General features: G+C 64.5%; 21 protein-coding genes and 1 tRNA gene. 8 read left to right on the top strand and 14 right to left on the bottom strand.

Annotated elements, in window-relative coordinates:
• The first annotated feature begins 33 nt into the window (after positions 1-33).
• On the top strand, positions 34-2,202 hold the full coding sequence (locus ACH0CP_RS03260; protein ID WP_294442023.1) for a primosomal protein N': 2,169 nt from the start codon (positions 34-36) through the stop codon (positions 2,200-2,202).
• Between the two features lie 114 nt (positions 2,203-2,316).
• Here the strand turns inward: ACH0CP_RS03260 and ACH0CP_RS03255 are convergent, their stop codons facing one another.
• From ACH0CP_RS03255 to ACH0CP_RS03235, 5 genes are all read right to left on the bottom strand, one after another.
• Positions 2,317-2,568: an ATP synthase F1 subunit epsilon gene (locus ACH0CP_RS03255; RefSeq protein ID WP_294442022.1), complete on the bottom strand. Its 252-nt coding sequence runs from the start codon at positions 2,566-2,568 to the stop codon at positions 2,317-2,319.
• A gap of 114 nt (positions 2,569-2,682) precedes the next feature.
• On the bottom strand, positions 2,683-4,155 hold the full coding sequence (gene atpD / locus ACH0CP_RS03250) for a F0F1 ATP synthase subunit beta (protein ID WP_294442021.1): 1,473 nt from the start codon (positions 4,153-4,155) through the stop codon (positions 2,683-2,685).
• 23 nt (positions 4,156-4,178) lie between these two features.
• Complete coding sequence (locus ACH0CP_RS03245) at positions 4,179-5,060, bottom strand: F0F1 ATP synthase subunit gamma (RefSeq protein ID WP_294442020.1); 882 nt, start codon at positions 5,058-5,060, stop codon at positions 4,179-4,181.
• Positions 5,061-5,181: 121 nt separating this feature from the next.
• Entirely contained in the window at positions 5,182-6,711 is a 1,530-nt protein-coding gene (gene atpA / locus ACH0CP_RS03240) for a F0F1 ATP synthase subunit alpha (protein WP_406875355.1), read from the bottom strand.
• Between the two features lie 3 nt (positions 6,712-6,714).
• The gene (locus tag ACH0CP_RS03235) at positions 6,715-7,284 is read right to left on the bottom strand and encodes a F0F1 ATP synthase subunit delta (RefSeq protein ID WP_294444769.1); all 570 of its coding nucleotides are present in this window, start codon (positions 7,282-7,284) and stop codon (positions 6,715-6,717) included.
• 129 nt (positions 7,285-7,413) lie between these two features.
• On the opposite strand from ACH0CP_RS03235, the gene ACH0CP_RS03230 reads away from it, so the two are divergent.
• Complete coding sequence (locus ACH0CP_RS03230) at positions 7,414-8,142, top strand: dienelactone hydrolase family protein (protein ID WP_365928927.1); 729 nt, start codon at positions 7,414-7,416, stop codon at positions 8,140-8,142.
• A gap of 30 nt (positions 8,143-8,172) precedes the next feature.
• On the opposite strand, the gene ACH0CP_RS03225 is transcribed toward ACH0CP_RS03230, so the two are convergent.
• Positions 8,173-9,696 (bottom strand): hypothetical protein, encoded by a 1,524-nt coding sequence (locus tag ACH0CP_RS03225; protein ID WP_406888525.1) that lies wholly within the window; start codon positions 9,694-9,696, stop codon positions 8,173-8,175.
• A 65-nt stretch (positions 9,697-9,761) separates the two neighbouring features.
• Positions 9,762-10,523 (bottom strand): enoyl-CoA hydratase, encoded by a 762-nt coding sequence (locus tag ACH0CP_RS03220; RefSeq protein WP_406888527.1) that lies wholly within the window; start codon positions 10,521-10,523, stop codon positions 9,762-9,764.
• A gap of 78 nt (positions 10,524-10,601) precedes the next feature.
• On the opposite strand from ACH0CP_RS03220, the gene ada reads away from it, so the two are divergent.
• Together ada and ACH0CP_RS03210 are read left to right on the top strand one after the other, a co-directional pair.
• Entirely contained in the window at positions 10,602-11,642 is a 1,041-nt protein-coding gene (gene ada / locus ACH0CP_RS03215; protein WP_294444772.1) for a bifunctional DNA-binding transcriptional regulator/O6-methylguanine-DNA methyltransferase Ada, read from the top strand.
• Between the two features lie 107 nt (positions 11,643-11,749).
• The gene (locus tag ACH0CP_RS03210; RefSeq protein WP_406888529.1) at positions 11,750-13,270 is read left to right on the top strand and encodes a CpaF family protein; all 1,521 of its coding nucleotides are present in this window, start codon (positions 11,750-11,752) and stop codon (positions 13,268-13,270) included.
• A 7-nt stretch (positions 13,271-13,277) separates the two neighbouring features.
• Here the strand turns inward: ACH0CP_RS03210 and ACH0CP_RS03205 are convergent.
• From ACH0CP_RS03205 to ACH0CP_RS03180, 6 genes are all read right to left on the bottom strand, one after another.
• A tRNA-Val gene (locus tag ACH0CP_RS03205) sits at positions 13,278-13,353 on the bottom strand.
• Between the two features lie 73 nt (positions 13,354-13,426).
• Complete coding sequence (locus tag ACH0CP_RS03200) at positions 13,427-14,371, bottom strand: winged helix DNA-binding protein (protein WP_294444765.1); 945 nt, start codon at positions 14,369-14,371, stop codon at positions 13,427-13,429.
• Between the two features lie 124 nt (positions 14,372-14,495).
• Positions 14,496-16,004, bottom strand: coding sequence for an NAD(P)(+) transhydrogenase (Re/Si-specific) subunit beta (locus tag ACH0CP_RS03195; protein ID WP_294444763.1), 1,509 nt, complete (start codon positions 16,002-16,004; stop codon positions 14,496-14,498).
• 55 nt (positions 16,005-16,059) lie between these two features.
• The gene (locus tag ACH0CP_RS03190; protein ID WP_294444761.1) at positions 16,060-16,359 is read right to left on the bottom strand and encodes a proton-translocating transhydrogenase family protein; all 300 of its coding nucleotides are present in this window, start codon (positions 16,357-16,359) and stop codon (positions 16,060-16,062) included.
• Between the two features lie 124 nt (positions 16,360-16,483).
• Complete coding sequence (locus ACH0CP_RS03185; RefSeq protein WP_294444760.1) at positions 16,484-17,608, bottom strand: Re/Si-specific NAD(P)(+) transhydrogenase subunit alpha; 1,125 nt, start codon at positions 17,606-17,608, stop codon at positions 16,484-16,486.
• A 3-nt stretch (positions 17,609-17,611) separates the two neighbouring features.
• Entirely contained in the window at positions 17,612-17,746 is a 135-nt protein-coding gene (locus ACH0CP_RS03180) for an aa3-type cytochrome c oxidase subunit IV (protein WP_294444759.1), read from the bottom strand.
• A 128-nt stretch (positions 17,747-17,874) separates the two neighbouring features.
• Here ACH0CP_RS03180 and ACH0CP_RS03175 point away from each other — a divergent pair, with 128 nt between their 5' ends.
• Together ACH0CP_RS03175 and ACH0CP_RS03170 are read left to right on the top strand one after the other, a co-directional pair.
• On the top strand, positions 17,875-19,296 hold the full coding sequence (locus ACH0CP_RS03175; RefSeq protein ID WP_294444758.1) for a sigma-54 dependent transcriptional regulator: 1,422 nt from the start codon (positions 17,875-17,877) through the stop codon (positions 19,294-19,296).
• 95 nt (positions 19,297-19,391) lie between these two features.
• A complete protein-coding gene (locus tag ACH0CP_RS03170) occupies positions 19,392-19,592 on the top strand; it encodes a hypothetical protein (RefSeq protein ID WP_406875357.1) in 201 nt (66 codons plus the stop codon).
• On the opposite strand, the gene ACH0CP_RS03165 is transcribed toward ACH0CP_RS03170, so the two are convergent.
• Positions 19,589-20,281 (bottom strand): HAD family hydrolase, encoded by a 693-nt coding sequence (locus ACH0CP_RS03165; RefSeq protein WP_294444178.1) that lies wholly within the window; start codon positions 20,279-20,281, stop codon positions 19,589-19,591. The genes ACH0CP_RS03170 and ACH0CP_RS03165 overlap by 4 nt on opposite strands.
• A gap of 127 nt (positions 20,282-20,408) precedes the next feature.
• Between ACH0CP_RS03165 and ACH0CP_RS03160 the strand changes: the two genes are divergently transcribed.
• Positions 20,409-21,209 carry a Coq4 family protein gene (locus ACH0CP_RS03160; protein ID WP_406875358.1) on the top strand — a complete coding sequence of 267 codons (801 nt, stop codon included), beginning with the start codon at positions 20,409-20,411 and terminating at the stop codon, positions 21,207-21,209.
• A gap of 107 nt (positions 21,210-21,316) precedes the next feature.
• Entirely contained in the window at positions 21,317-22,186 is an 870-nt protein-coding gene (gene phhA / locus ACH0CP_RS03155) for a phenylalanine 4-monooxygenase (RefSeq protein WP_294444180.1), read from the top strand.
• Positions 22,187-22,202: the final 16 nt, after the last annotated feature.

Below are 22,202 nucleotides of genomic sequence, written 5' to 3'. Positions count from 1 at the left end.
CTCCGAGTCGCCAACAACCCATATGCAGGCGCAATGTCCCGTGCTCGCGTCCTCGTCCTGAACTCCGCTCTTGGGCCTTTAGACTACCGTGTTCCCGCCGGCATGAGCGTCGAGCCGGGATCGGTCGTGGTCGCTCCACTTGGTCCCCGTCAACTGCTCGGCGTGGTATGGGAACCGGAACGGATGCCGTCCGAAGCCGAGGTCGGCGACAATCGCCTGCGCAACTTGCTTGGAGTGGTGGATGTCTCGCCGCTCCGTCCAGCGCTGCGGCGGCTGATCGAGTGGACCGCGGACTATTATCTTGCGCCCGCAGCAGCGGTGCTACGCATGTCGCTGTCTTCTACGTCAGCATTGGAGGGCGCGAGAACCGCGATCGAATATCGGGCGACCGGCACGGAGCCGCCACGCCTGACGCCGCAACGGGCGCAGGCCCTAGAACGCATCGGTGAGCGGCAGGGGTTGATCCGCGAGCTTGCGATGATCGCCGATGTCTCGGACGGGGTGATCCGCGGTTTGGTGAAAGCCGGAGCGATTGAGCCGATCGAGGTCAACATCGACAGTCCGTTCCCAATGCCCGACCCGGACCACGCGCCACCAAGACTTTCCCAGGACCAGCGAGCGGCAGCCGATGCTCTCACCGCGGACGTGCGCACGCGCGCCTTCCGCCCCACCCTGCTGGACGGGGTCACCGGATCAGGCAAGACCGAGGTCTATTTCGAAGCGGTAGCAGAGGCGCTTCGGCAAGGACGGCAAGTACTCGTCCTGCTGCCGGAGATCGCGCTGACCGAGCCGTTCCTCAAGCGGTTCCACGATCGCTTCGGGTGCGAGCCGGTCGCCTGGCATTCGGGGTTGCGCTCCACGCAGCGTCGCCGGGCATGGCGCGCGATCGCCAACGGAGATGCGCGTGTGACGGTGGGCGCGCGCTCGGCACTGTTCCTGCCCTACGCCGATCTGGGGCTGATCATCGTCGACGAGGCGCACGAGACGAGCTTCAAGCAGGAGGACGGCGTCCACTATCACGCGCGCGATGTCGCGGTGATGCGGGGCAAGTTCGAGGGCTGTCCTGTGATCCTGGCGTCTGCAACGCCGGCCATCGAGACCCGCCAGCAGGTGACACTCGGCAATTACGCCGAGCTCAAGCTTCCCGGCCGCTTCGGCCCCGCACAAATGCCGGCGATCGAAGCAATCGATCTTCTCGAACACAAGCCCGATCGAGGCCGCTGGCTCGCGCCACCTTTGGTGAAGGCACTGGAGGAAGCGCTGGAACGGCGCGAGCAGTCGCTGCTGTTCCTCAACCGGCGTGGCTACGCACCGCTGACCTTATGTCGTCATTGCGGCCATCGCTTCCAGTGCCCGAACTGCACAGCGTGGATGGTGGAGCACCGCCTGACCCGCCGGCTTGCCTGCCACCATTGCGGGCACGTGGAGCCGATCCCGCGCGCCTGCCCGGAGTGCAGCGAGGAGGACAGTCTGGTAGCATGCGGGCCGGGCGTCGAGCGGATCGCGGACGAGGTATCGGCCCTCTTCCCGGACGCGCGCGTCGCCATCGTCACCTCTGACACCATTTGGTCACCGGCAAAGGCGGCGGAATTCGTCAACCGAATGGAGGACGGCGAGATCGATATCGTCGTCGGCACGCAGTTGGTGACGAAGGGATATCACTTTCCCAACCTGACGCTGGTCGGCGTTATCGATGCTGATCTTGGCTTGGAAGGCGGAGACCTTCGCGCTTCGGAGCGGACGTTCCAGCAGATCCGGCAGGTGTCCGGGCGCGCTGGTCGCGGCGAAAAGACCGGGCGCGTCTTTATCCAGACGCACAGCCCTAAAGCGCAGGTGATGCAGGCGCTCATCACCGGCGATACGGAGGCCTTCTATGCCGCTGAGACAGAAGCGCGGCAGGAGGCCGGCGCCCCGCCCTTCGGCCGATATGCCGCGATCATCGTGTCCAGCGAGGATCAGGGCTGCGCGAGCGAAACGGCCCGCCTCATCGGCCGAACCGCGCCGCAGGTGGACGGCATGCACGTCTATGGCCCGGCGCCTGCACCGCTGGCGATGCTACGCGGCCGCCATCGCTTTCGCCTACTCGTTCACGCCCGTCGATCAATCGATGTCCAGGATGCGATACGCGCTTGGCTCGCGAAGCTCGATTGGCCGGCAAAGGTGCGCGTTGCTGTTGATGTTGATCCGTATAGTTTTCTTTAGAGGCCGCTCCCCGACCCGCACCCGCGACGATCAGGGATCACCCGCTCCCGCACGAAGCAAAAGGCTCCACCAGGATAAACCCGGCAGAGCCTTCCAAAAGCCGTAAGGCGGCGGTCAGCCGGCGTGTTCCGCCAGAACCGTCAAGCCGTTGGCATTCACTTCCGCGAAACCGCCGCGGATCGCAATCGTCTCGGGGGCGGCGCCTTGGGTCTTCTGGACGAGCAGATCGCCGTCGCGGATCGTCGACATCAACGGAGCGTGGCCTTCCAGCACACCGAAGTCACCTTCAGTGCCCGGGACGGTGACCATGTAGACGCTCTCGCTGCGCACGAGACGTTCGGGGGTAACGAGTTCGAAGTGGAGCATCTCTTCTTCTCACTCCCCTCCGCAGACGGGAGGGGTTTGGGGAGGCCGTTGCGAAGGGCACCGCACGGCACCCCTCTCCGGATCCCTCCCGCGCGCAGGCGGGAGGGGATCGGCTTAAGCCTCCTGCGCCAGCTTCTCGGCCTTGGCGACAACTTCGTCGATGCCGCCGACCATGTAGAAGGCTGCTTCCGGCAGGTGATCGTACTCACCATTCACCACAGCCTTGAACGAGCGGACGGTGTCCTCAAGCTGCACGAACTTGCCCGGGATGTTGGTGAACACCTCGGCGACGTGGAACGGCTGGCTGAGGAAGCGCTGGATCTTGCGGGCGCGGCTGACCGTCAGCTTATCCTCTTCGGACAGTTCGTCCATGCCGAGGATGGCGATGATGTCCTGCAGCGACTTGTACTTCTGCAGGATCGTCTGCACGGCGCGTGCCGTCTCGTAATGCTCCTGACCGACGACGCGCGGCTCGAGAACGCGGCTGGTCGAATCCAGAGGGTCCACCGCCGGATAGATACCGAGTTCGGAGATGGCGCGGCTGAGCACGGTCGTCGCGTCAAGGTGAGCGAACGAGGTTGCCGGCGCCGGGTCGGTAAGGTCGTCCGCGGGAACGTACACGGCCTGAACCGAAGTGATCGAACCCTTGTTGGTCGAGGTGATGCGCTCCTGCAGCGCACCCATGTCGGTCGACAGGGTCGGCTGATAACCCACGGCCGACGGAATACGGCCGAGCAGCGCCGACACCTCCGCGCCCGCCTGCGTGAAGCGGAAGATGTTGTCGACGAAGAACAGCACGTCCTGACCTTCCACGTCGCGGAAATACTCGGCGATCGTGAGCCCCGACAGAGCGACACGGGCGCGGGCGCCGGGCGGCTCGTTCATCTGGCCGAACACCAGTGCCACCTTCGAACCTTCGCTGGTCGGGTTGCCGTCGGCATCTTTGGCGATGACGCCGGCGTCGAGGAACTCGTGATAAAGGTCATTACCCTCACGGGTACGCTCGCCAACGCCCGCGAACACCGAGGTGCCGCCGTGGCCCTTCGCGATGTTGTTGATCAGTTCCTGGATGAGCACGGTCTTGCCCACCCCGGCGCCGCCAAACAGGCCGATCTTGCCGCCCTTCGCATACGGCGCGAGCAGATCGATGACCTTGATGCCCGTCACGAGGATCGCGCTCTCCGTCGACTGATCGACGAACAGCGGCGCCGGCGCGTGGATCGGCGCCTTGTGCTCGGAGCTGACCGGACCACGCTCGTCGATCGGCTCACCGACCACGTTCAGGATGCGGCCGAGCGTCGCCGGCCCCACCGGCACAGTGATCTGGGCGCCCGTGTCAGTCACGTTCTGGCCGCGGGTCAGCCCCTCAGTGGAGTCCATCGCGATCGTGCGGACAGTGTTTTCACCCAAGTGCTGAGCGACCTCAAGAACAAGGCGCTGCCCGTTGTTCTCGGTCTCCAGTGCGGACAGGATCGCCGGCAGCTGGTTGTCGAACGTCACGTCGACAACGGCGCCGATCACCTGGCTGATGCGGCCCACATTGTTGCTGCCCGAAATGGTCGGGCGATCATCGAGGACGGTGGCCATGTTCTGCTTCCTGCTTTCGAAACTTAGAGCGCTTCCGCGCCGGAAATGATCTCGACCAGTTCGGTCGTGATCGCCGCCTGGCGGGTACGGTTATACTGGATGGTGAGGCGATTGATCATGTCGCCGGCGTTGCGCGTCGCATTGTCCATCGCGGTCATGCGGCTGCCCTGCTCGGACGCGGCATTTTCCTGCATCGCGCGAAAGATCTGGATTGCGACATTGCGGGGCAGAAGCTCAGCGAGGATCGCTTCCTCGTCCGGCTCGTACTCGACCGCAGCGCCGCCGTCGTTCGCGGTCGAGACCTCGCCGACAGGCACCGCCACCGGGATGATCTGCTGACCAGTGGGGATCTGCACCAGTGCCGACTGGAACTTGGCGAAGAAGAGATGCGCGACGTCGAACTCGCCAGCCTCATACCGGGCAATCAGATCGTCGGCGATCTCACGTGCCTGATCAAAGCCGAGTATCTTGTGCTGGCCTAGCTCATGATCCGCAGCGATCCCGTTCGGGTAAAAGCGGCGCAGCACGCGGCCCTTCTTACCGGCAAGATAGAACCGAACCGTCTTGCCGGCCGCTTCGAGTTCCTCGGCCTTGCGGCGGGCGGCGCGAACAATGTTCGTGTTGAACGCACCAGCGAGGCCGCGCTCCGACGTCGCGACGACGAGCAGATGCACCTGATCCTTGCCCGTGCCGGCAAGCAACTTCGGGCTGTTCTCGCTTACCGTCACCTTGGACGCGAGGCTGGCCATGACCGCCTCAAGCCGCTCGGCATAGGGCCGGCCGGCCATCGCCGCTTCCTGGGCACGGCGCAGTTTGGCGGCGGCGACCATTTTCATCGCCTTGGTGATCTTCTGCGTCGACTTCACCGAGCCGATGCGGATCTTGAGGGCCTTGAGGCTTGCCATTCTACTTCTTCACCGTCCCCTCACTCGTCGCACCGGCCTTGATCCGGCATCCCGCGTCTCCTCATGGATCGAAGCGGAACCCCGGCTCAGGCCGGGGCGACAATGTGTGTTGCCCTGTTCGTTACGCGAAGGTCTTCGCGAACGCGTCCAGCGCCGCGACGACCTTGCCCTTGGCTTCGTCGCCGAGGTCGCGGGTGTCGCGGATCAGCTTCAGCGTGTCGCCATGCTGGTCACGCATGAAGGCAAGCATCGCCGCTTCATAGCGGACGACGTCCTGCACCGCGACACTGTCAAGATAGCCGTTGGTGCCCGCAAAGATCGACACCGTCTGCTCCTCGAACGGCAGCGGCGAGAACTGCGGCTGCTTCAGCAACTCGGTCAGGCGTGCGCCGCGGTTCAGCAGCTTCTGGGTCGAGGCGTCGAGATCCGAGCCGAACTGCGCGAAGGCCGCCATTTCGCGGTACTGCGCCAGCTCCAGCTTGATCGAGCCGGACACCTTCTTCATCGCCTTGGTTTGCGCCGACGAACCCACACGGCTCACCGAGAGACCCACGTTGATCGCCGGCCGGATGCCCGCGAAGAACAGGTCGGTTTCCAGGAAGATCTGGCCGTCGGTGATCGAGATCACGTTCGTCGGGATATACGCCGACACGTCGCCCGCCTGCGTTTCGATGATCGGCAGCGCAGTCAGCGAACCATTGCCGTTCGCGTCGTTCATCTTCGCCGCACGCTCGAGGAGGCGCGAGTGGAGATAGAACACGTCGCCTGGATAGGCTTCGCGGCCCGGCGGGCGGCGCAGCAGCAGCGACATCTGGCGATATGCAACGGCCTGCTTCGACAGGTCGTCGAACACGATCACGGCGTGCATGCCGTTATCGCGGAAGAACTCACCCATCGCGGTGCCGGTGTACGGCGCCAGGAACTGCAGCGGCGCCGGGTCCGAAGCAGTTGCGGCAACGATGATGGAATATTCCATCGCGCCATTCTCTTCCAGCGTGCGGACGAGCTGAGCAACGGTCGAACGCTTCTGGCCCACTGCGACATAGACGCAGTACAGCTTCTTCGATTCGTCGTCGCCCTTGTTCACTTCGCGCTGGTTGATGAACGTATCGATCGCGATCGCCGACTTGCCGGTCTGACGGTCACCGATAATCAGTTCGCGCTGGCCACGGCCGACCGGCACCAGCGCGTCGATGGCCTTAAGGCCGGTCTGCACCGGCTCGTGCACCGACTTGCGGGGGATGATGCCCGGCGCCTTCACTTCGACGCGGCGACGCTCCGTCGACACGATCGGGCCCTTGCCGTCGATCGGATTGCCGAGGCCATCGACCACGCGACCAAGCAGGCCCTTGCCGACCGGAACGTCAACGATGGTGCCGGTACGACGAACGGTGTCGCCTTCCTTGATCTCGGCGTCCGAGCCGAAGATCACGACACCAACGTTGTCGGCTTCGAGGTTGAGGGCCATGCCCTGCACGCCATTGGCGAACTCGACCATCTCGCCCGCCTGGACGTTGTCGAGGCCATAGATGCGCGCGATGCCGTCACCGACGCTGAGCACCTGACCGGTCTCGCTGACCTGGGCCTCGGTGCCAAAATTGGCGATCTGGTCCTTGATGACCTTCGAGATTTCTGCGGCGCGGATATCCATCACTTAGCCTTTCATCGCGCTGGCAAGCGCATTCAAGCGGGTACGGATCGACGAATCGATCATCTGAGAACCGATGCGGACGACGAGCCCGCCAAGGAGCGCGGGATCGACCGCCAGATCGACCGACACTTCGCGGCCGACGCGTTGACGGAGCTGCTGCTTCAGCTGTTCCACCTGGTGGTCGGTCAACGCGTGCGCGCTGGTCACTTCGGCGGTGACTTCGCCGCGATGACGTGCGGCGAGCGTGCGGAAGGCACGGATGATCGCAGGCAGCTCCGCCAGGCGGCGGTTCTGCGCCAGCACGCCGAGGAAGTTGCGCGTCGTCGCGTCGACACCCAACTCGTCCGCGGTGGCAAGAACGACCTTGCTCGCCGCTTCGCGTGCGACCACGGGCGACGTCGTCAGCGCCTTGAAATCATCCGATTGATCGAGCGCGGCGCGAACCTTTGCCAGGCTCGCCTCCACCGTATCAATTGTCTTCGCCTGTTCGGCGAGGTCGAACAGCGCGGTCGCGTAACGCCCGCCCAGGCTCGCCTGGATGCTGCTGCCTAGATTACCGCTGGAACCATCCACGCGATTCGATCCCCGTTCGCACTAAGAGTAACCCCCATGCGAAAACACGGCGCGCGAGCGGCGCCGTCGCTTGGGTTGGCGGGCGCGTAGCAAAGGGATAGCGCAGATGCAACAAAAGCTAACGGAGAGATGGCGATGAACGGCGACGGGATCGGCGGCGGCCAGACGGGAACAGGCCACGCGGGCGCAATGGTCCGCATGACGATGAGCGATGGCGCCGAGATCGCGGTCTATCACGTCGATCCACTAGGTGATCGGCGCGGCGGTGTCGTGCTGGTGCAGGAGATCTTCGGCGTCACCGATCATATTCGCGACATGGCTGATGATTTTGCCGCCGAAGGCTATGAAGTGCTGGCCCCTGCCCTGTTCGATCGCGAGCATCCCGGCTTCGAGGCCGCATATGCCGGTCCGGACTTTGCCCGCGCGGTCGAACTGGCGCGCGAGCTTCACCCGTTCGATCTGTCATTGAAGGACACGCAGACCTGCATCGACGCGCTGCGCAACAAGGGCCCGGTGTTCGTCGTCGGCTATTGCTATGGTGGCTCGGTAGCCTGGGCAGCGGCGACGAAGCTTGATGGGGTGGCGGCAGCCTCCGCCTATTACGGAAGCATGGTACCGGTGCTTGCAGAGGAAGCGGCGCCGCGAGTGCCGGTGATCGCCCATTTCGGCCGCTTCGACACGGGCATCCCAATGGAAGGCGTCGAGAAGGTGATCGCGAAGGAATTTCCGCTCGCGGAGGTGTTCGTTTATGAAGCGGGGCACGGCTTCAACTCCGATCGGCGCAAGGATTATCACGAGCCGTCCGCCGACCTGGCAATTGAGCGCACTCTGAACCTTTTCCGCGCCAATGGCGGCTGAGGACCGGTTTCGCTTACTTATCAGGGCTACCTACTCCTTCGCCGCGTCTCCCGTCATCGGGGGCGCCGCGAGCGTGATCACGTCGTGCCCCTTCTTACCGGCATCGAGCGCGGCGATCATTTGGCTGGCCGGATTATTGGCCTCGGCATGAGGGTGGTAGGCGAGCGGACGTAGCAGCGCCTTGGCCTCATCCACTTCGTTCGCCGCGATCCGGGTGATCGCAGCCGCGAGGCGCACCTCCCCGTCCTGCGGCACGAGCTCCTGAGCCTTGTAGAGACCCTGGATTGATGAGGCGATCGGCTCCCTGCCCTGCATCCCGAAGCTTTGCCAGTACCACCACAAGGGCTGGGCATTATCAGGCTGCGCACGATTGGCGGCGACGATGCTGGCGCGCGCTTTCCCCCACGCCGCATTGTCCGTCGATTTCTCCCGCTCGAGCCGGCGCAGCTGCACCATCCCGCGATAGAGCAGCGCCTGAACCGATGCGGGATCCTTAGCCAAGGCATTGGCAGCCGCTTTCTCCGCGGCTGCGTCCTCATCGGCATCATGCGCCATCTCGGCGAACCAGCCTTGTACGATCGGGTCGTCCGGGTGGCGCACGGCCACAGGCGCAGCCTTGGCGTAGAGCTTCCGCCCAGATTCCTCATTGACGCCGCGAACCGATTCCATCCGCATTGCGATCATTGCCGCCTCACCCTTGGATAAGGGTCGAATCGCGACCGGTGGCACCGCTGCGTCCCCATAGCGCATCGAGACACCGCTCAGCCGGCTCTTCTTCAAGTAAGCGGAAAGCTCGCGATCGAGTTGGCGCATGTCGCCGAAAGCCTTTTGCGCCGCCAGGAGGTTTGGCGCGCCGCGATTCACCTCAGCGATGTAGCTGCGAAACTTCTCGAACCGTGCGGGATCGAACGTCATATAGTGGGTCATCAGCCAGCTTCGGCCATAGAAGCTGTCCATCTCGCTGGCGGTCCAGCTTTTCTTCGTCGACGGCTCGAATACCTGCTCAGCGCGAAGGCGGTCGCCCAGAACCAGTGCATAGGCCCGGTGCTGCGCAGGATAGCCGATGACGGCACGCTCATCCTCGATACGCGTGGTTGAAGCCAGTTCGGCAAATCCTTCCGAAAACCACTTCGGAAAAGCCAGATCGAAGCTGCCGAGCAGAAAATGATGCGCATATTCGTGGAACAGCACCAACCTGGATCCGTCCTGAGCAGTGCTCCAGCCGCCATTACCACTGAATGCGATGGAGCCGCTCACACGCGAAATATAAAAGCCCGCTGCGTTGCGGCACCGGCACAATCGCCGAATATCGTCGTCATCGACCAGAAAGACGGTGAGCTTGCGTGACGCTATTTCCGGCTCGTCCGGCGTGGACATGAACCGGCGAAGGCTCCAGTCGAAGCGCTCCAGTTCCTCCGCCTGCCGTTTCAGCGTCGCCTGGTTGCTGTCGGCATAAAGTATAAAATGGCGCGACTTGGCTTCGAGCCATTCCGCCTTAGATGCCGACGTTCCCAGAAGACTGGCCATCAGCAGCAGTACGCCGCGCCAAATCATGTAACCCCCGCCTGTAAACTGTCCCCTTGCAGTCACTTACAGGGATTGGAGGTGAGCGGAAGTAGCTATTGCGTTCGCCCGCGCGCCTGCACCGCAGCACGGCGTGCCTCGACCGCTTCCGGCGTTACTTGGCGATTTGCCGCGGAAGACCGCTCGTGTTCCAGCGCGAGAGCCTCACCGAACGGAAGCGCAAGGCCATCGTCGATCAGGCGCTTGTATGCAGAAATGAAAGCCGGATCGATGCTGGCGATGTCTGCTGCCAAGCGTTGGGCAGTCGCCACGAGTTTGTCAGCTGGAACGACCCGGTTAACGAGGCCCCACCGCTCCGCCGTCGCCGCATCGAGGAAATTGCCGCTCAGCGAAAGTTCCTTTGCGCGGCTGATGCCAATCAGGCGCGATAGCTTCTGGCTGAGCCCCCACCCGGGCATCACGCCGACGCGCGCGTGCGTATCTGCAAAGCGCGCCCGATCACTCGCGATTAGTATGTCGCAGGCCAGCGCGACTTCGAAGCCACCGGTGATGGCGACCCCATTGATCGCGCCGACCACTGGTTTGCGGCAAAGCTCAATGGCGCGGACAGGATTTTCATCCGCACCGGTCGCGTTCGCGGAACCCAGCGCACCCGGCTGCGACCCGAGTTCCTTCAGATCCAGGCCGGCCGTGAACGCGCGGTCTCCGGCGCCCGTGAGTACGACGGCGCGGACCTCGTCATCAGCATCGATCGCGGTCATCACTTCGTAGAGCCGCGCGCGTAGCGCCTTGGACAGGGCGTTCATCGCGTCGGGACGGTTCAGCGTAACCGTGGCAATCCCGCCCGCCTTTTCCATCAACACCAAATCATTCATTCATCCACTCCTTTTTTTGATCGCAAATCGCGGGATGCCCGCGCTCACGCCTTCGCCTACATCACGCCCACGACCGAGGCCATCGACACCAATGCAGCCTGGCAGGCGTTTGAGCGGCGCGACCGGGCGGCGGATGGGCGCTTCGTCGTCGCGGTGCGAACGACCGGCATCTACTGCAAGCCAAGCTGCCCGGCGCGGCATCCGAAGCGCGAGAATGTGACATTTTACGCCGATCCCGCCGCCGCGCGGACTGCTGGTTATCGCGCCTGCTTGCGGTGCAAACCCGATGAGCTTGGCCGGGACCGTATCGCAGTTGCCCAAGCGCTAGCATTTATCGACGCTGCAGAGGACGTTCCGCCGCTTCAGGTGCTCGCTGCGCATGTCGGCTATGCGCCGCACCATTTTCACCGCCTGTTCAAGCGCGCCACCGGCGTCACCCCCGCGGCGTACGGTCGCGGCCTGAGGGCGCGGCGCGCAGCTGCCGCGCTGAGCGGTGACGGGAGCGTGACGGAGGCGATCTATGCGGCGGGCTACTCCGCGCCTAGCCGCTTCTACGATCATGGCGTCCGACGGCTGGGAATGAGCCCGAGTGCATGGAAGCAGGGCGGTACTGGCGTAACGATCCGCTGGACGATTGTCCCTTCCAGCCTTGGCCCGATGCTGATCGCGGCCACCGATCGCGGGCTGTGCCGCATCGCCTTTGACGAGGACGCGGAGGATTTGGCAATGCGATTTCCTCGCGCTGAGATCATACCCGGCGATGCACGTCTGGCGAATTGGGCGGCAGAGGTGGTGGCGGCAGTCGAATCGCGGGAGCGCGATCACAACCTGCCGCTCGATGTGCGTGGCACCGCCTTCCAGGAGGCGATCTGGCAAGCATTGAAGCGCATTCCGGCGGGAGAGACCCGCAGCTACGCGGAACTAGCCGCGATGGCCGGGCGGCCCGGGGCCGTGCGCGCGGCGGGTTCCGCATGCGGCGCAAACCACCTCCCCGTGCTCATTCCCTGCCATCGGGTTACTCGATCCGGCGGCGAGCTTGGTGGCTACGCCTTTGGTCCGGAGCGCAAACGGGCGCTGCTCGCGCGGGAGCGGGAGAGCTGAGACAGCACGCCGGCCAGGGGAGCTGCCGCTAGGTATATGGCCGTTAAGCATTTTGAAAACCGTTCCCCGTAGCGTCCGATGAACGACCAGCAGGACAGGAAGCGGACGTGAGCGCATTCGGGCGTCGAAGTGCAGTAGGTTCGGCCACGCGACCTGGCTTTGGTGTTGCGCGCCCCATGCAGGGCGGCGGACCTCGGCCGGAGGGCGGGGATCAGTTTCCTCCGCTCGACACGATCGCAATGCCGGGCGAGCTGCCTGCGCCGGACGTTATGCCCTTGATGGGGGGCAGCCAGGGTGACGCGATGCAACGCCTCGCCGACCGGCAGGCAGCGTCAGGAGAGGCCGGCAACAGCCGTGTGGAAGGGTTCGAATCCTCGATCCACAAGATCAAGGAACAGGTGCTCCCGCGCCTACTCGAACGCGTCGACCCGGAAGCCGCCGCCACGCTCGGGAAGGATGAGCTTGCCGAGGAATTCCGGCCGATCATCGGCGAAGTTCTCGCTGAGCTGAAGCTCACCCTAAACCGCCGCGAACAGTTCGCGCTGGAAAAGGTGCTGGTCGACGAACTGCTCGGCCTGGGGCCGCTCGAGGAGCTGCTGGCCGACCCGGATATCTCGGACATCATGGTCAACGGCCCTGAACAGACGTTTATCGAAAAGAAGGGCAAGCTGCAGCTGGCGCAAATCCAGTTCCGCGACGAGGAGCATCTGTTCCAGATCGCGCAGCGCATCTGCAACTCGGTCGGCCGCCGCGTCGACCAGACGACGCCGCTTGCCGACGCCCGCCTGAAGGATGGCAGTCGCGTCAACGTCATCGTTCCGCCGCTTTCGCTGCGCGGCACCGCCATCTCAATCCGTAAGTTCTCCGCCAAGCCGATCACGCTCGACATGATGGCGGGCTTCGGCAGCATGTCGCCCAAGATGGCGACTGCGCTGAAGATCGCCGGCGCTTGCCGCTTCAACATCGTCATCTCGGGCGGCACGGGCTCGGGCAAGACGACGATGCTGAACGCCCTGTCGAAGATGATCGACCCGGCCGAGCGCGTGCTGACGATCGAGGACGCGGCCGAGCTTCGCCTGCAGCAGCCGCACTGGCTGCCCCTCGAAACACGCCCCGCCAACCTTGAGGGTCAGGGCGAAATCTCGATCCGCGACCTCGTCAAGAACGCGCTGCGTATGCGGCCGGACCGCATTATCCTGGGCGAAATTCGTGGCGCCGAGTGTTTCGACATGCTCGCCGCCATGAACACCGGCCATGACGGCTCGATGTGTACGCTCCACTCCAACTCCCCGCGCGAGGCACTGGCGCGTATGGAGAACATGGTGATGATGTCCGACATCAAGGTGCCGAAGGAGGCGATCAGCCGTCAGATCGCCGATTCGGTGGACATGATCATCCAGGTGAAGCGCCTGCGGGATGGTTCGCGCCGGGTGACCAACGTGACCGAGGTGATCGGCATGGAAGGCCCCGTCATCGTGACGCAGGAGCTCTTCAAGTTCGAGTATCTCGACGAGAGCGCGGACGGGAAGATCATCGGCGAATATCGGGCGATGGGCCTTCGCCCGTACACGATCGACAAGGCCAAGCAATATGGCTTTGACCAGGCGTTCCTGGAGGCGTGCCTCTGAGCGGGAATGGTGGGCGCTGACGGGTTCGAACCGCCGACCTACTCGGTGTAAACGAGCCGCTCTACCAGCTGAGCTAAGCGCCCCTGTCGGGAGAGCGGCGGTTTAGCGACCTTTTCGGATCGCACAAGACACCACCATCGATCCGTGAACCGTGAGTCAGACCAGCGGCAGGCCCATGGCGCGGATCGAGGACACGTAACGGCTCATCGCCGTCAGCCCGGCATCGGTGAGTGACATGAAGGCACGGCGGCGGTCGAAGGGATCGGGCGTGCGCTGGAACAGGCCCGCATTCGTCAATCGCGCGATCCAGCGAAGCGCGGTCGTCGGCGCGACGGCGGCGGCGATGCAGAGGCTGGATACCGACACCTGAGCGCGCTCCAGATGCGCGGCGTAGAGATCGAGCATCATGTCCCACGCCGGATCCTCGAACATCCCCTCGCCGAAATGACGATCGCGCATCCGGCGCGCGCGGACGATCTGCCGCACTTCGACCGGTGAGACCTGATGCAGTTCCACCGGTTCGACGCCATAACCCGACAGCTTAGGCTCGTTGATCGCGGCGGGCCGGATGGGGGTTTCGTGCCGCGTCAGATTGGCGAGCACATTAGTGATCCGCGCAACTTCCGCATTCAATTGGGCGATGCGGCCGATGTTGCCTTCGCTCACCCGATCATGAAGCACCAGCGGGTCAACCAGGTGCGCGGTGGCGAGTGCGGTAATCCAATCGGCTTCGGCTGGGTCGCAGAGGATTTCATAGCGCGATTGCACGAGGCCCGCGGCCGCCAGATCGATCTGATGCTCCGTGATCCCGACGATCAGCGCCAGATCGCGCCCCGCCGCCAGACCATCCAGCCGGGCAAGCGCGGTTGCGAGCGCCTCATCGCCCAGCGCGGCCGCCTCCATCAGGATGATGGGCCGCGCCGACATGGCCGTGATCCGCTCGACCGCATCCTGCCAGTCGACCTGGGCAACGACCCGGCCGCCGCAGGATTCCACCGCCGCTACAGGGCCCGTCGGCGCGCCCAGCGAAGCCTCTCCAATGATGAGGGCCTCTACCCCCGCGCTAATTCCCGCCCGTTGCTCATGATTCAACAAGTGCATGTGTTCCTCCGATCCGCCCCAGGACCATGGGATTGGCGTGCAGCCCGCAGTTGATCATAAACATCGAGAATGGAGCGGCTATCCGCAGAATCGGGCAACAGTCTCCATTATGGACAATAATCCATCAGTCCAATGCCTTTACGATCTCCTCCACCATCTTCTTCGCGTCAGCAAGAAGCATCATGGTATTGTCTCGGTAGAATACCTCATTGTCGACACCGGCATATCCAACGCCGCCCATCGAGCGCTTCACGAACAACACGGTCTTTGCCTTTTCCACATCGAGGATCGGCATGCCGTAGATCGGCGAGGACTTGTCCGTCTTTGCAGCGGGGTTGGTCACGTCATTGGCGCCGATGACGAAGGCGACGTCGGTCTGCGAGAATTCCGAGTTGATGTCCTCAAGCTCGAAAACCTCGTCATAAGGCACGTTCGCTTCCGCCAGCAGGACGTTCATGTGGCCCGGCATGCGTCCGGCGACGGGGTGAATCGCGTATTTCACGCGAACGCCCTGCTCCTTCAGCTTGTCCGCCATCTCACGCAGCACGTGCTGAGCCTGGGCGACGGCCATGCCGTAGCCCGGAACGATGATGACCTGTTCGGCCTGGCTCATGAGGAAGGCTGCGTCCTCCGCCGAGCCGCGCTTCCACGGGCGATCGATCTTCGCGGCGCCGTCACCCCCACCGCCGCTTTCGGCACCAAAACCGCCGGCAATGACGCTGATGAAGCTGCGGTTCATCGCGCGGCACATGATGTAGCTGAGGATCGCGCCGGACGAGCCGACCAGCGCGCCGGTGATGATCATCGCGGTGTTGTGCAGCGTGAAGCCCATCGCCGCGGCGGCCCAGCCGGAATAGCTGTTCAGCATCGACACCACGACCGGCATGTCTGCCCCGCCGATCGGGATGATCAGCAGGAATCCGATCGCGAACGACAGGATGACGACGATCCAGAAATCGAGCGGCGCCTGCGTCATCCAGAAGGAGAAGGAGAACCACACGATCATCAGCGCGACGCCGAGATTGATCGCGTGGCGCATCGGCAGGAGGATCGGCGCGCCACCCATGTTGCCGTTGAGCTTCAGGAACGCGATGACCGAGCCCGAGAAGGTGATCGCGCCGATCGCGACACCAAGGATCATCTCGATCCGGCTGACCGGATCGATCGAGGCGAACGGCTGGCCGATCATCGGCGTCACAAGATCGGCGATCCCGAAGGCAAGCGGATTGAGGAAGGCAGCGACGGCGACGAGCACCGCGGCGAGGCCGACGAGGCTGTGGAAGGCAGCGACGAGCTGCGGCATCGCCGTCATCGCAATTCGGCGCGCAATGAGGATGCCGATCGCCGCGCCGAGCCCGATCGCGGCCAGAATCTCGATCACCGCGAGCGTATCAACGCGCTGCATCAGTGCGACCTGATTGTAGCCGGCGATCTCACCCACCGTGAGCACCGGCATGGTCGGCACATGCGTCAGCAGCGTGGTGACCATGGCGATGGCCATGCCGATCATGCCGTAGCGATTGCCGCGGCGGCTGCTCTCGGGGCTCGACAGCCCTCGCAGGGCCATGATGAAACACACGCCCGAGATGAGGTAGGCAAGCGCCACCCAGGGATTGTCCGCGACGTGTTCCACTACCCTCTACCCCTTTAGAAGCTGAAGCGCGCCGCGTGATCGCGGCCGCGCCCGATCAGTGCTTGGCGACCGCTGGCCGCTCCTTCTTCTTGTACATCGCCAGCATGCGCTGGGTGACGGCGAAGCCGCCGAAGATGTTGATGCTGGCGAGGACCACGCCCAGCAGGCCGAGCCATTTCGCACTCGGGCTGCCGCTTGCCGAAGCGGCGATCAGCGCGCCGACGATGATGACGGAGGAGATCGCATTGGTGACCGCCATCAGCGGCGTATGCAGCGCCGGCGTGACAGACCAGACGACGAAATAGCCGACGAAACAGGCGAGCACGAAGATCGACAGGATCGCGATGAAGCTCAACTTCCCCTCCTTGTGCGGCGCGAATGTTGAATAAGTTGAGGCGATCGCGCGTTTTTCTCCAACGCCTCAACTTTCGCCGCGCCGACCCAGGAACCATGGTCGAAAAGCGGCGTGTAGGACAGCATCAGCCCGCGAGCAGCCGCGGGTTCACCACCTTGCCATCCCTGGTCAGCCGCACCGCGTCGCCGATCTCTTCATCGAGCACCGGGCGCCCCTGTTCCTTGTCCCAGAAAGCGGACAGGAAATTGAACAGGTTGCGCGAGAACAGCGCCGAGGCATCCGCCGCAAGCCGCGAAGGCACGTTGCGATGGCCGACGATCTTGACGCCGTGCCGCTCGACGATCTGGCCGGCGACTGCGCCTTCGACGTTGCCGCCCTGCTCCACCGCGAGATCGACGATGACGCTGCCGGGCCGCATGGTCGCGATCTGCGCGTCGCTGATAAGGCGCGGCGCGGGCCGCCCTGGGATCAGCGCGGTGGTGATCACGATATCCTGCTTGGCGATGTGCGACGACACCAGTTCGGCCTGAGCCTTCTGATATTCCTCGCTCATCTCGGTCGCGTAGCCGCCCGAGCCCTCGCCCTCGATCCCCTTCACATTCTCGACGAAAATCGGCTTGGCGCCGAGCGAGAGGATCTGTTCCTTCGTCGCGGAGCGCACGTCGGTGGCCGACACCTGCGCGCCCAAACGGCGCGCGGTGGCGATCGCCTGGAGGCCAGCGACACCGACGCCCATCACGAAGACCTTGGCGGCCGAAATCGTGCCCGCCGCAGTCATCATCATCGGGAAAGCGCGATCATATTCGCCGGCCGCGTCCAGCACGGCCTTGTAGCCGGCGAGATTGGACTGGGAGGACAGGATGTCCATCGATTGCGCGCGGGTGATACGCGGCATGAACTCCATTGCCAGCGCCTCGAGCCCGGCGGCGGCATAGGCATCGACCCGCGCGCGCTCGCCGAACGGGTTGAGCCCGGCGACGAGCCACGTGCCGGGCCTGGCGCCGGCGATCGAGGCCGGATCCGGCCCCTGCACGGCAAGGATTATGTCGGCATCTGCCAGCACGCTGGCGCGATCGCCGATGACCGCGCCGGCATCGGCATAGGCCTGATCGGCGATCGAAGCTGAATGTCCGGCGCTCGCTTCTACGGCGAGATCGGCCCCCAACGATGTGAACTTCTTCACCGTCTCCGGTGTCGCCGCCACTCGTCGTTCGCCGTCCGCCCCCTCCTTAAGGACAGCGATCTTCATGGCTCAGGCGATCAGCCAGATAACGATAGCGACCAGAATGACGCTGGCCACCGTTCCCCACTTGAGCAGGCTCATCACACCTTCATAGGTTGAGACATGCGCCTTGATATCACCGGGGTTCGCGCCCTGATCGGCCATGGTGGTCCTCTTCGTAGATTGTTCCGCGTCCGTCCTTATCCGGCGCCGTCATGACCCTCAACCCTGCTTAAGGGCGCTTTTACTTGCGGCCACTAAAGCTAAGCAAAGGGACGGAGACGGGATACGAGATGACGCGAAACGGCCAGCGCATGCTGATGCTGATCGACGACGAACCCGCGCAGCGCCGGCTGGTCGCAGCACTGGCCGCGCGCGGCGGCTGGCGGACCTTGTTTGCCGGCGATTCGGAGACGGCGATCGCAACCTTGGGAACGCAGGACGGGATGCGTCTGGACGCGATCCTGCTGGATCATTGGGGCGAGGATGCCGACGCGTCCGCGCTGATCGAGGAATTGCGCGTGCGCCGCCCCGCGCTGCCGATCCTGGTGCTGACGGCCAATGGATCGGTGAGCCACGCGGTCAACGCGATGCGCGCGGGGGCAACCGACTTCCTGGTGAAGCCGCTGGCGCCGGAGCGGCTGCTGCGGGCGCTGGACGCGGCGGTGGCCGATACCGCGGCGGGGGAGCTTCGCCCGCTGACCGAGAAGATCCCGGCAATGCTCGGCTTCGACGAGATCGTCGGCTCCGCGCCCGATTTCCGTGCAGCGCTGGCGGTGGCGGCGAAGGCGGCGCGAGCGCGAGTCGCCGTGCTGATCGAGGGCGAGAGCGGCGTCGGCAAGGAAGTGGTGGCGGAGGCGGTTCACGCCGCCAGCCCGCGATCGAAGAAGTCGATGATCCGGGTGAATTGCGGCGCGCTGCCCCCCAACCTCGTGGAAAGCGAGCTGTTCGGCCATGAGCGCGGCGCCTTTACCGGCGCGTTCGAACGCAAGATCGGCAAGATGGTGGATGCCGAAGGCGGCACGATCTTCATCGACGAGATCGGTGAGATGCCACTGGATGCGCAGGCGAAACTTCTGCAATTTCTGCAGACCAGCGAAGTGCTGCCGATCGGCGCGCGCCATGCGCGCGAGGTGGACGTTCGCGTGATCGCGGCGACCAACAAGCGCCTGATCGAGGAAGTGGAGGCGGGCCGCTTCCGCGAGGATCTCTATTACCGGCTGAACGTCGCCCAGGTGACGATTCCGCCGCTGCGCGAACGGGCGCAGGACATCCCTGCCCTGTCGCGGCACCTGCTGGCGCGGATTGCGCAGCAGCCCGGCCTGAAGGAGCTGGGCATCACCGACGATGCACTCGCGCTGCTGACCGACTATGATTGGCCCGGTAATGTCCGCCAGCTGCAGAACGCATTGTTCCGTGCGGCGGTGCTGTGCGAGGGCGACGCGCTGACCCGCGCCGATTTCCCGCAGATCGCCGGTTTCAACGCGCGCCGCACCCGTATGCCGCCGCCGCAGCAGATGGCGACGTCCGGCGGGGTGATGCTGTTCCGCCCCGACGGCAATCTCAGGACGCTGGACGAGATCGAGGCGGACATTATCCGGCTGGCGATCGGCCATTACCGCGGCCGCATGACCGAAGTGGCGCGGCGGCTGGGGATCGGGCGATCGACGCTCTATCGCAAGCTGGGTGAGCTGGGGATCGACAACGCGGCCTGACCAGCACGCCAATCGGGCAACGGTTCGTCGCAAAAAGGGCAGACAACCTCACCTAAGTCTAGCCACATGCGTGTTACTGGATTAACACGGCCGGCATGATCATCGGGACGAAAGCCGCGCCTGAGGACGATAATCTGTCCTATGGCACGCCGACACCGAGCGGCACGGACGGAGAAGACGCTTTCGGCCTTCCCGCCGCCTATGTCGACATGATGTTCGGTGATCTTCCCGATATTCGCGACGAAGATGCTGGCAAAACCGCGCCAGGCCCCAGGTTCGAGGCGGCAGCCCGCTAGAGCGTCGCGATCCACGCCGGCAGTTCGGCCAGCGACGACAGTTCCCGGAAACGATCCGCATCGGCTGGCGGCGGTGCGGCCTCGTGCGACCAGGCGCCTTCCTGCGGGATGAACGCTGCCCAGGCGCCGGCGGCAAGGGCCGGAAGCACGTCGGAGCGCATCGAATCGCCCGCCATAAGGGCCCGATCCGGCGTGACGCCGTAGCGGGCGAAGAGCTGCGCGAAGGTGTCGGGGTTCTTGTCGCTGACGATCTCGACACCGTGGAACCGCTCGCCAAGACCGGAGGCGGCGAGCTTCATTTCCTGGTGCAGCAGATCGCCCTTGGTGACGAGGACGAGGCGGGCATGCTCGCCCAGCTGGTCCAGCGTTTCCTCGATATCGTCGAGCAGTTCGACCGGGTGCGCCAGCAGCGCGCGGCCGGCGGCGAGGATCTCCGCCACTGCGCTTGCCGGCAACGTCTCGCCGACAAGCTCGAGCGCGGTCTCGATCATCGAAAGGGTGAAGCTCTTCGCGCCATAGCCGTAGAGCGGGAGGTTGCGGATCTCGACCGAGGCAAGCGCGTTTCGGGCGATGCCGGCATCGGCGAAGGGCGCAAGCATGGCAACAAACGCCTCCTCCGCCGCGGCGAAGAAGCGCATGTTGTGCCACAGGGTGTCATCGGCATCGAGGCAGACAAGGTCGATCGGCATAGTCGCCGTGCGCTAGCAGCAGGAGCCGGGCGGCGTCACCGGGGAACGACCAGAATGCGCCGGATCTGCCTTGACCCGGAGGCGCGGCTCGCTTATTGACAATATTGTTAATAAGGAGATCGATGTCATGGCGGCGACGCTTCCCCCCTTCCCCGGAACCACCGGCCAGCGCGACTGGCGGACGGCATTCGACGCGATCAAGAAGCTGCTGAACAACGGCGACGACACGGTGCAGGTGTTCCGCATCATGCGCGCGCTGAATACCGGCAGCACCGAATGGGGCTATGCCAAGCTGCTCGCGACGCCCGAGGGCGGGCGGATCGCTCTGGAGAAGGCGGAGCTTGCCGAGCGCTTTTCCGATCGCGCGTGGGTCGACAGCTTCGCACCCGGCACGGTGGGCGCGGCCTATCGCGACTTCCTGGATGCGACGGGCTATTCCGCCGACGGCCTCGTCGCGGTGAGCCGCGAGGGGAATGACAATGTCGAGATCGAGCATCCCTATGCGTGGTTCGGACGCCGCACGCGGGATATCCACGACATCTGGCACGTGCTGACCGGCTACAAGGCCGACGAAAGCCTGGGCGAAGCGGCGCTGGTGGCGTTCAGCTATGCGCAGGTCGGCGGCCTCGGCTGGGCGTTCATCGGCAGCGCGGCGGCGCTGAAGAGCCTGCGCGTGACCAAGGGCACGCTGTTCGCGCGCGCCGTGGCCGAAGGCTATGAGCGCGGCCGCAAGGCGAAGTGGCTGGCGGGCGAGGATTACCTCAAGCTGATGGACGAGCCGCTGGCCGATGCACGCAAGCGACTGAACCTGACCGAGCCGGTGCTCTACAAGAAGGCGCAGCGCGAGCTTGGCGAGGAAATGGCCTCGTATTTGAGCGCGCGGCGCGACGAAGCGGCGGCGGCGGAACCGCAGCGGCTCGCGGCCTGATCGACAAGCCTGGGCGCGCGCTTCCTTTTGGGGGGCAGCGCGCGCTTCAAACCCGTATCAACCGTAACTTTCTTGCCCCAAACTGGCTGCGTGCTATGCGCAACGGCATGGCAGATACCCCGCTGAGCCCGCCGCCGAACGCCGCAGCCGACTGGACCGTGCCACAGGACTGGTCGCACTATACGGCCGAGGAACATGCCACCTGGGACACGCTCTTCGCGCGACAGGCGAAGCTGCTGCCGGGCCGCGCATCGGACGCGTGGCTGCGCGGGCTGGACGTGCTGAAGCTGTCGAAGCCCGGCATTCCCGACTTCGCCGAACTGTCGGACCGGCTGATGGATCTCACCGGCTGGCAGGTGGTGGCGGTGCCGGGCCTCGTTCCCGACGACGTGTTCTTCGACCATATGGCGAACCGCCGCTTCGTTGCCGGCAACTTCATCCGTCGCCCGGATCAGCTTGACTATCTGCAGGAGCCGGACGTCTTCCATGACGTGTTCGGCCATGTGCCAATGCTCGCCGACCCGGTGTTCGCCGACTATCTGGAGGCATATGGCCGCGGCGGGCAGCGCGCGATGCAGCACGACGCGCTGAAATATCTGGGGCGGCTTTACTGGTACACGGTGGAGTTCGGGCTGATCGTCGAGCCCGAAGGGATGCGGATCTACGGCTCGGGAATCGTATCGAGTTATGCCGAGAGCCGCTTTGCGCTCGACGATCCTTCGCCCCACCGGCTGAAGTTCGATCTCGCGCGGGTAATGCGCACCGATTACCGGATCGACGATTTCCAGCAGAACTACTTCGTCATCCCGAGCTTCGACGAACTGCTGCGCGTCACCGTCGAGACCGACTTCGCGCCGCTGTACGATGCGATCCGCGACCTCCCCGAGATCGCGGTGGCGGAGATCGTCAGCGAGGACGAGGTGATCACTCGCGGTACGCAGGAATATGCGCGCAGCAAGGCACATCGCCCCGTCTGAGGCGCCCGCTGAAGCG

The sequence above is a fragment of the Sphingomonas sp. 179-I 2A4 NHS genome (genome assembly GCF_045369135.1).
Lineage (GTDB): Bacteria > Pseudomonadota > Alphaproteobacteria > Sphingomonadales > Sphingomonadaceae > Sphingomonas.
This window is presented reverse-complemented; position numbering and strand designations above follow the sequence as displayed.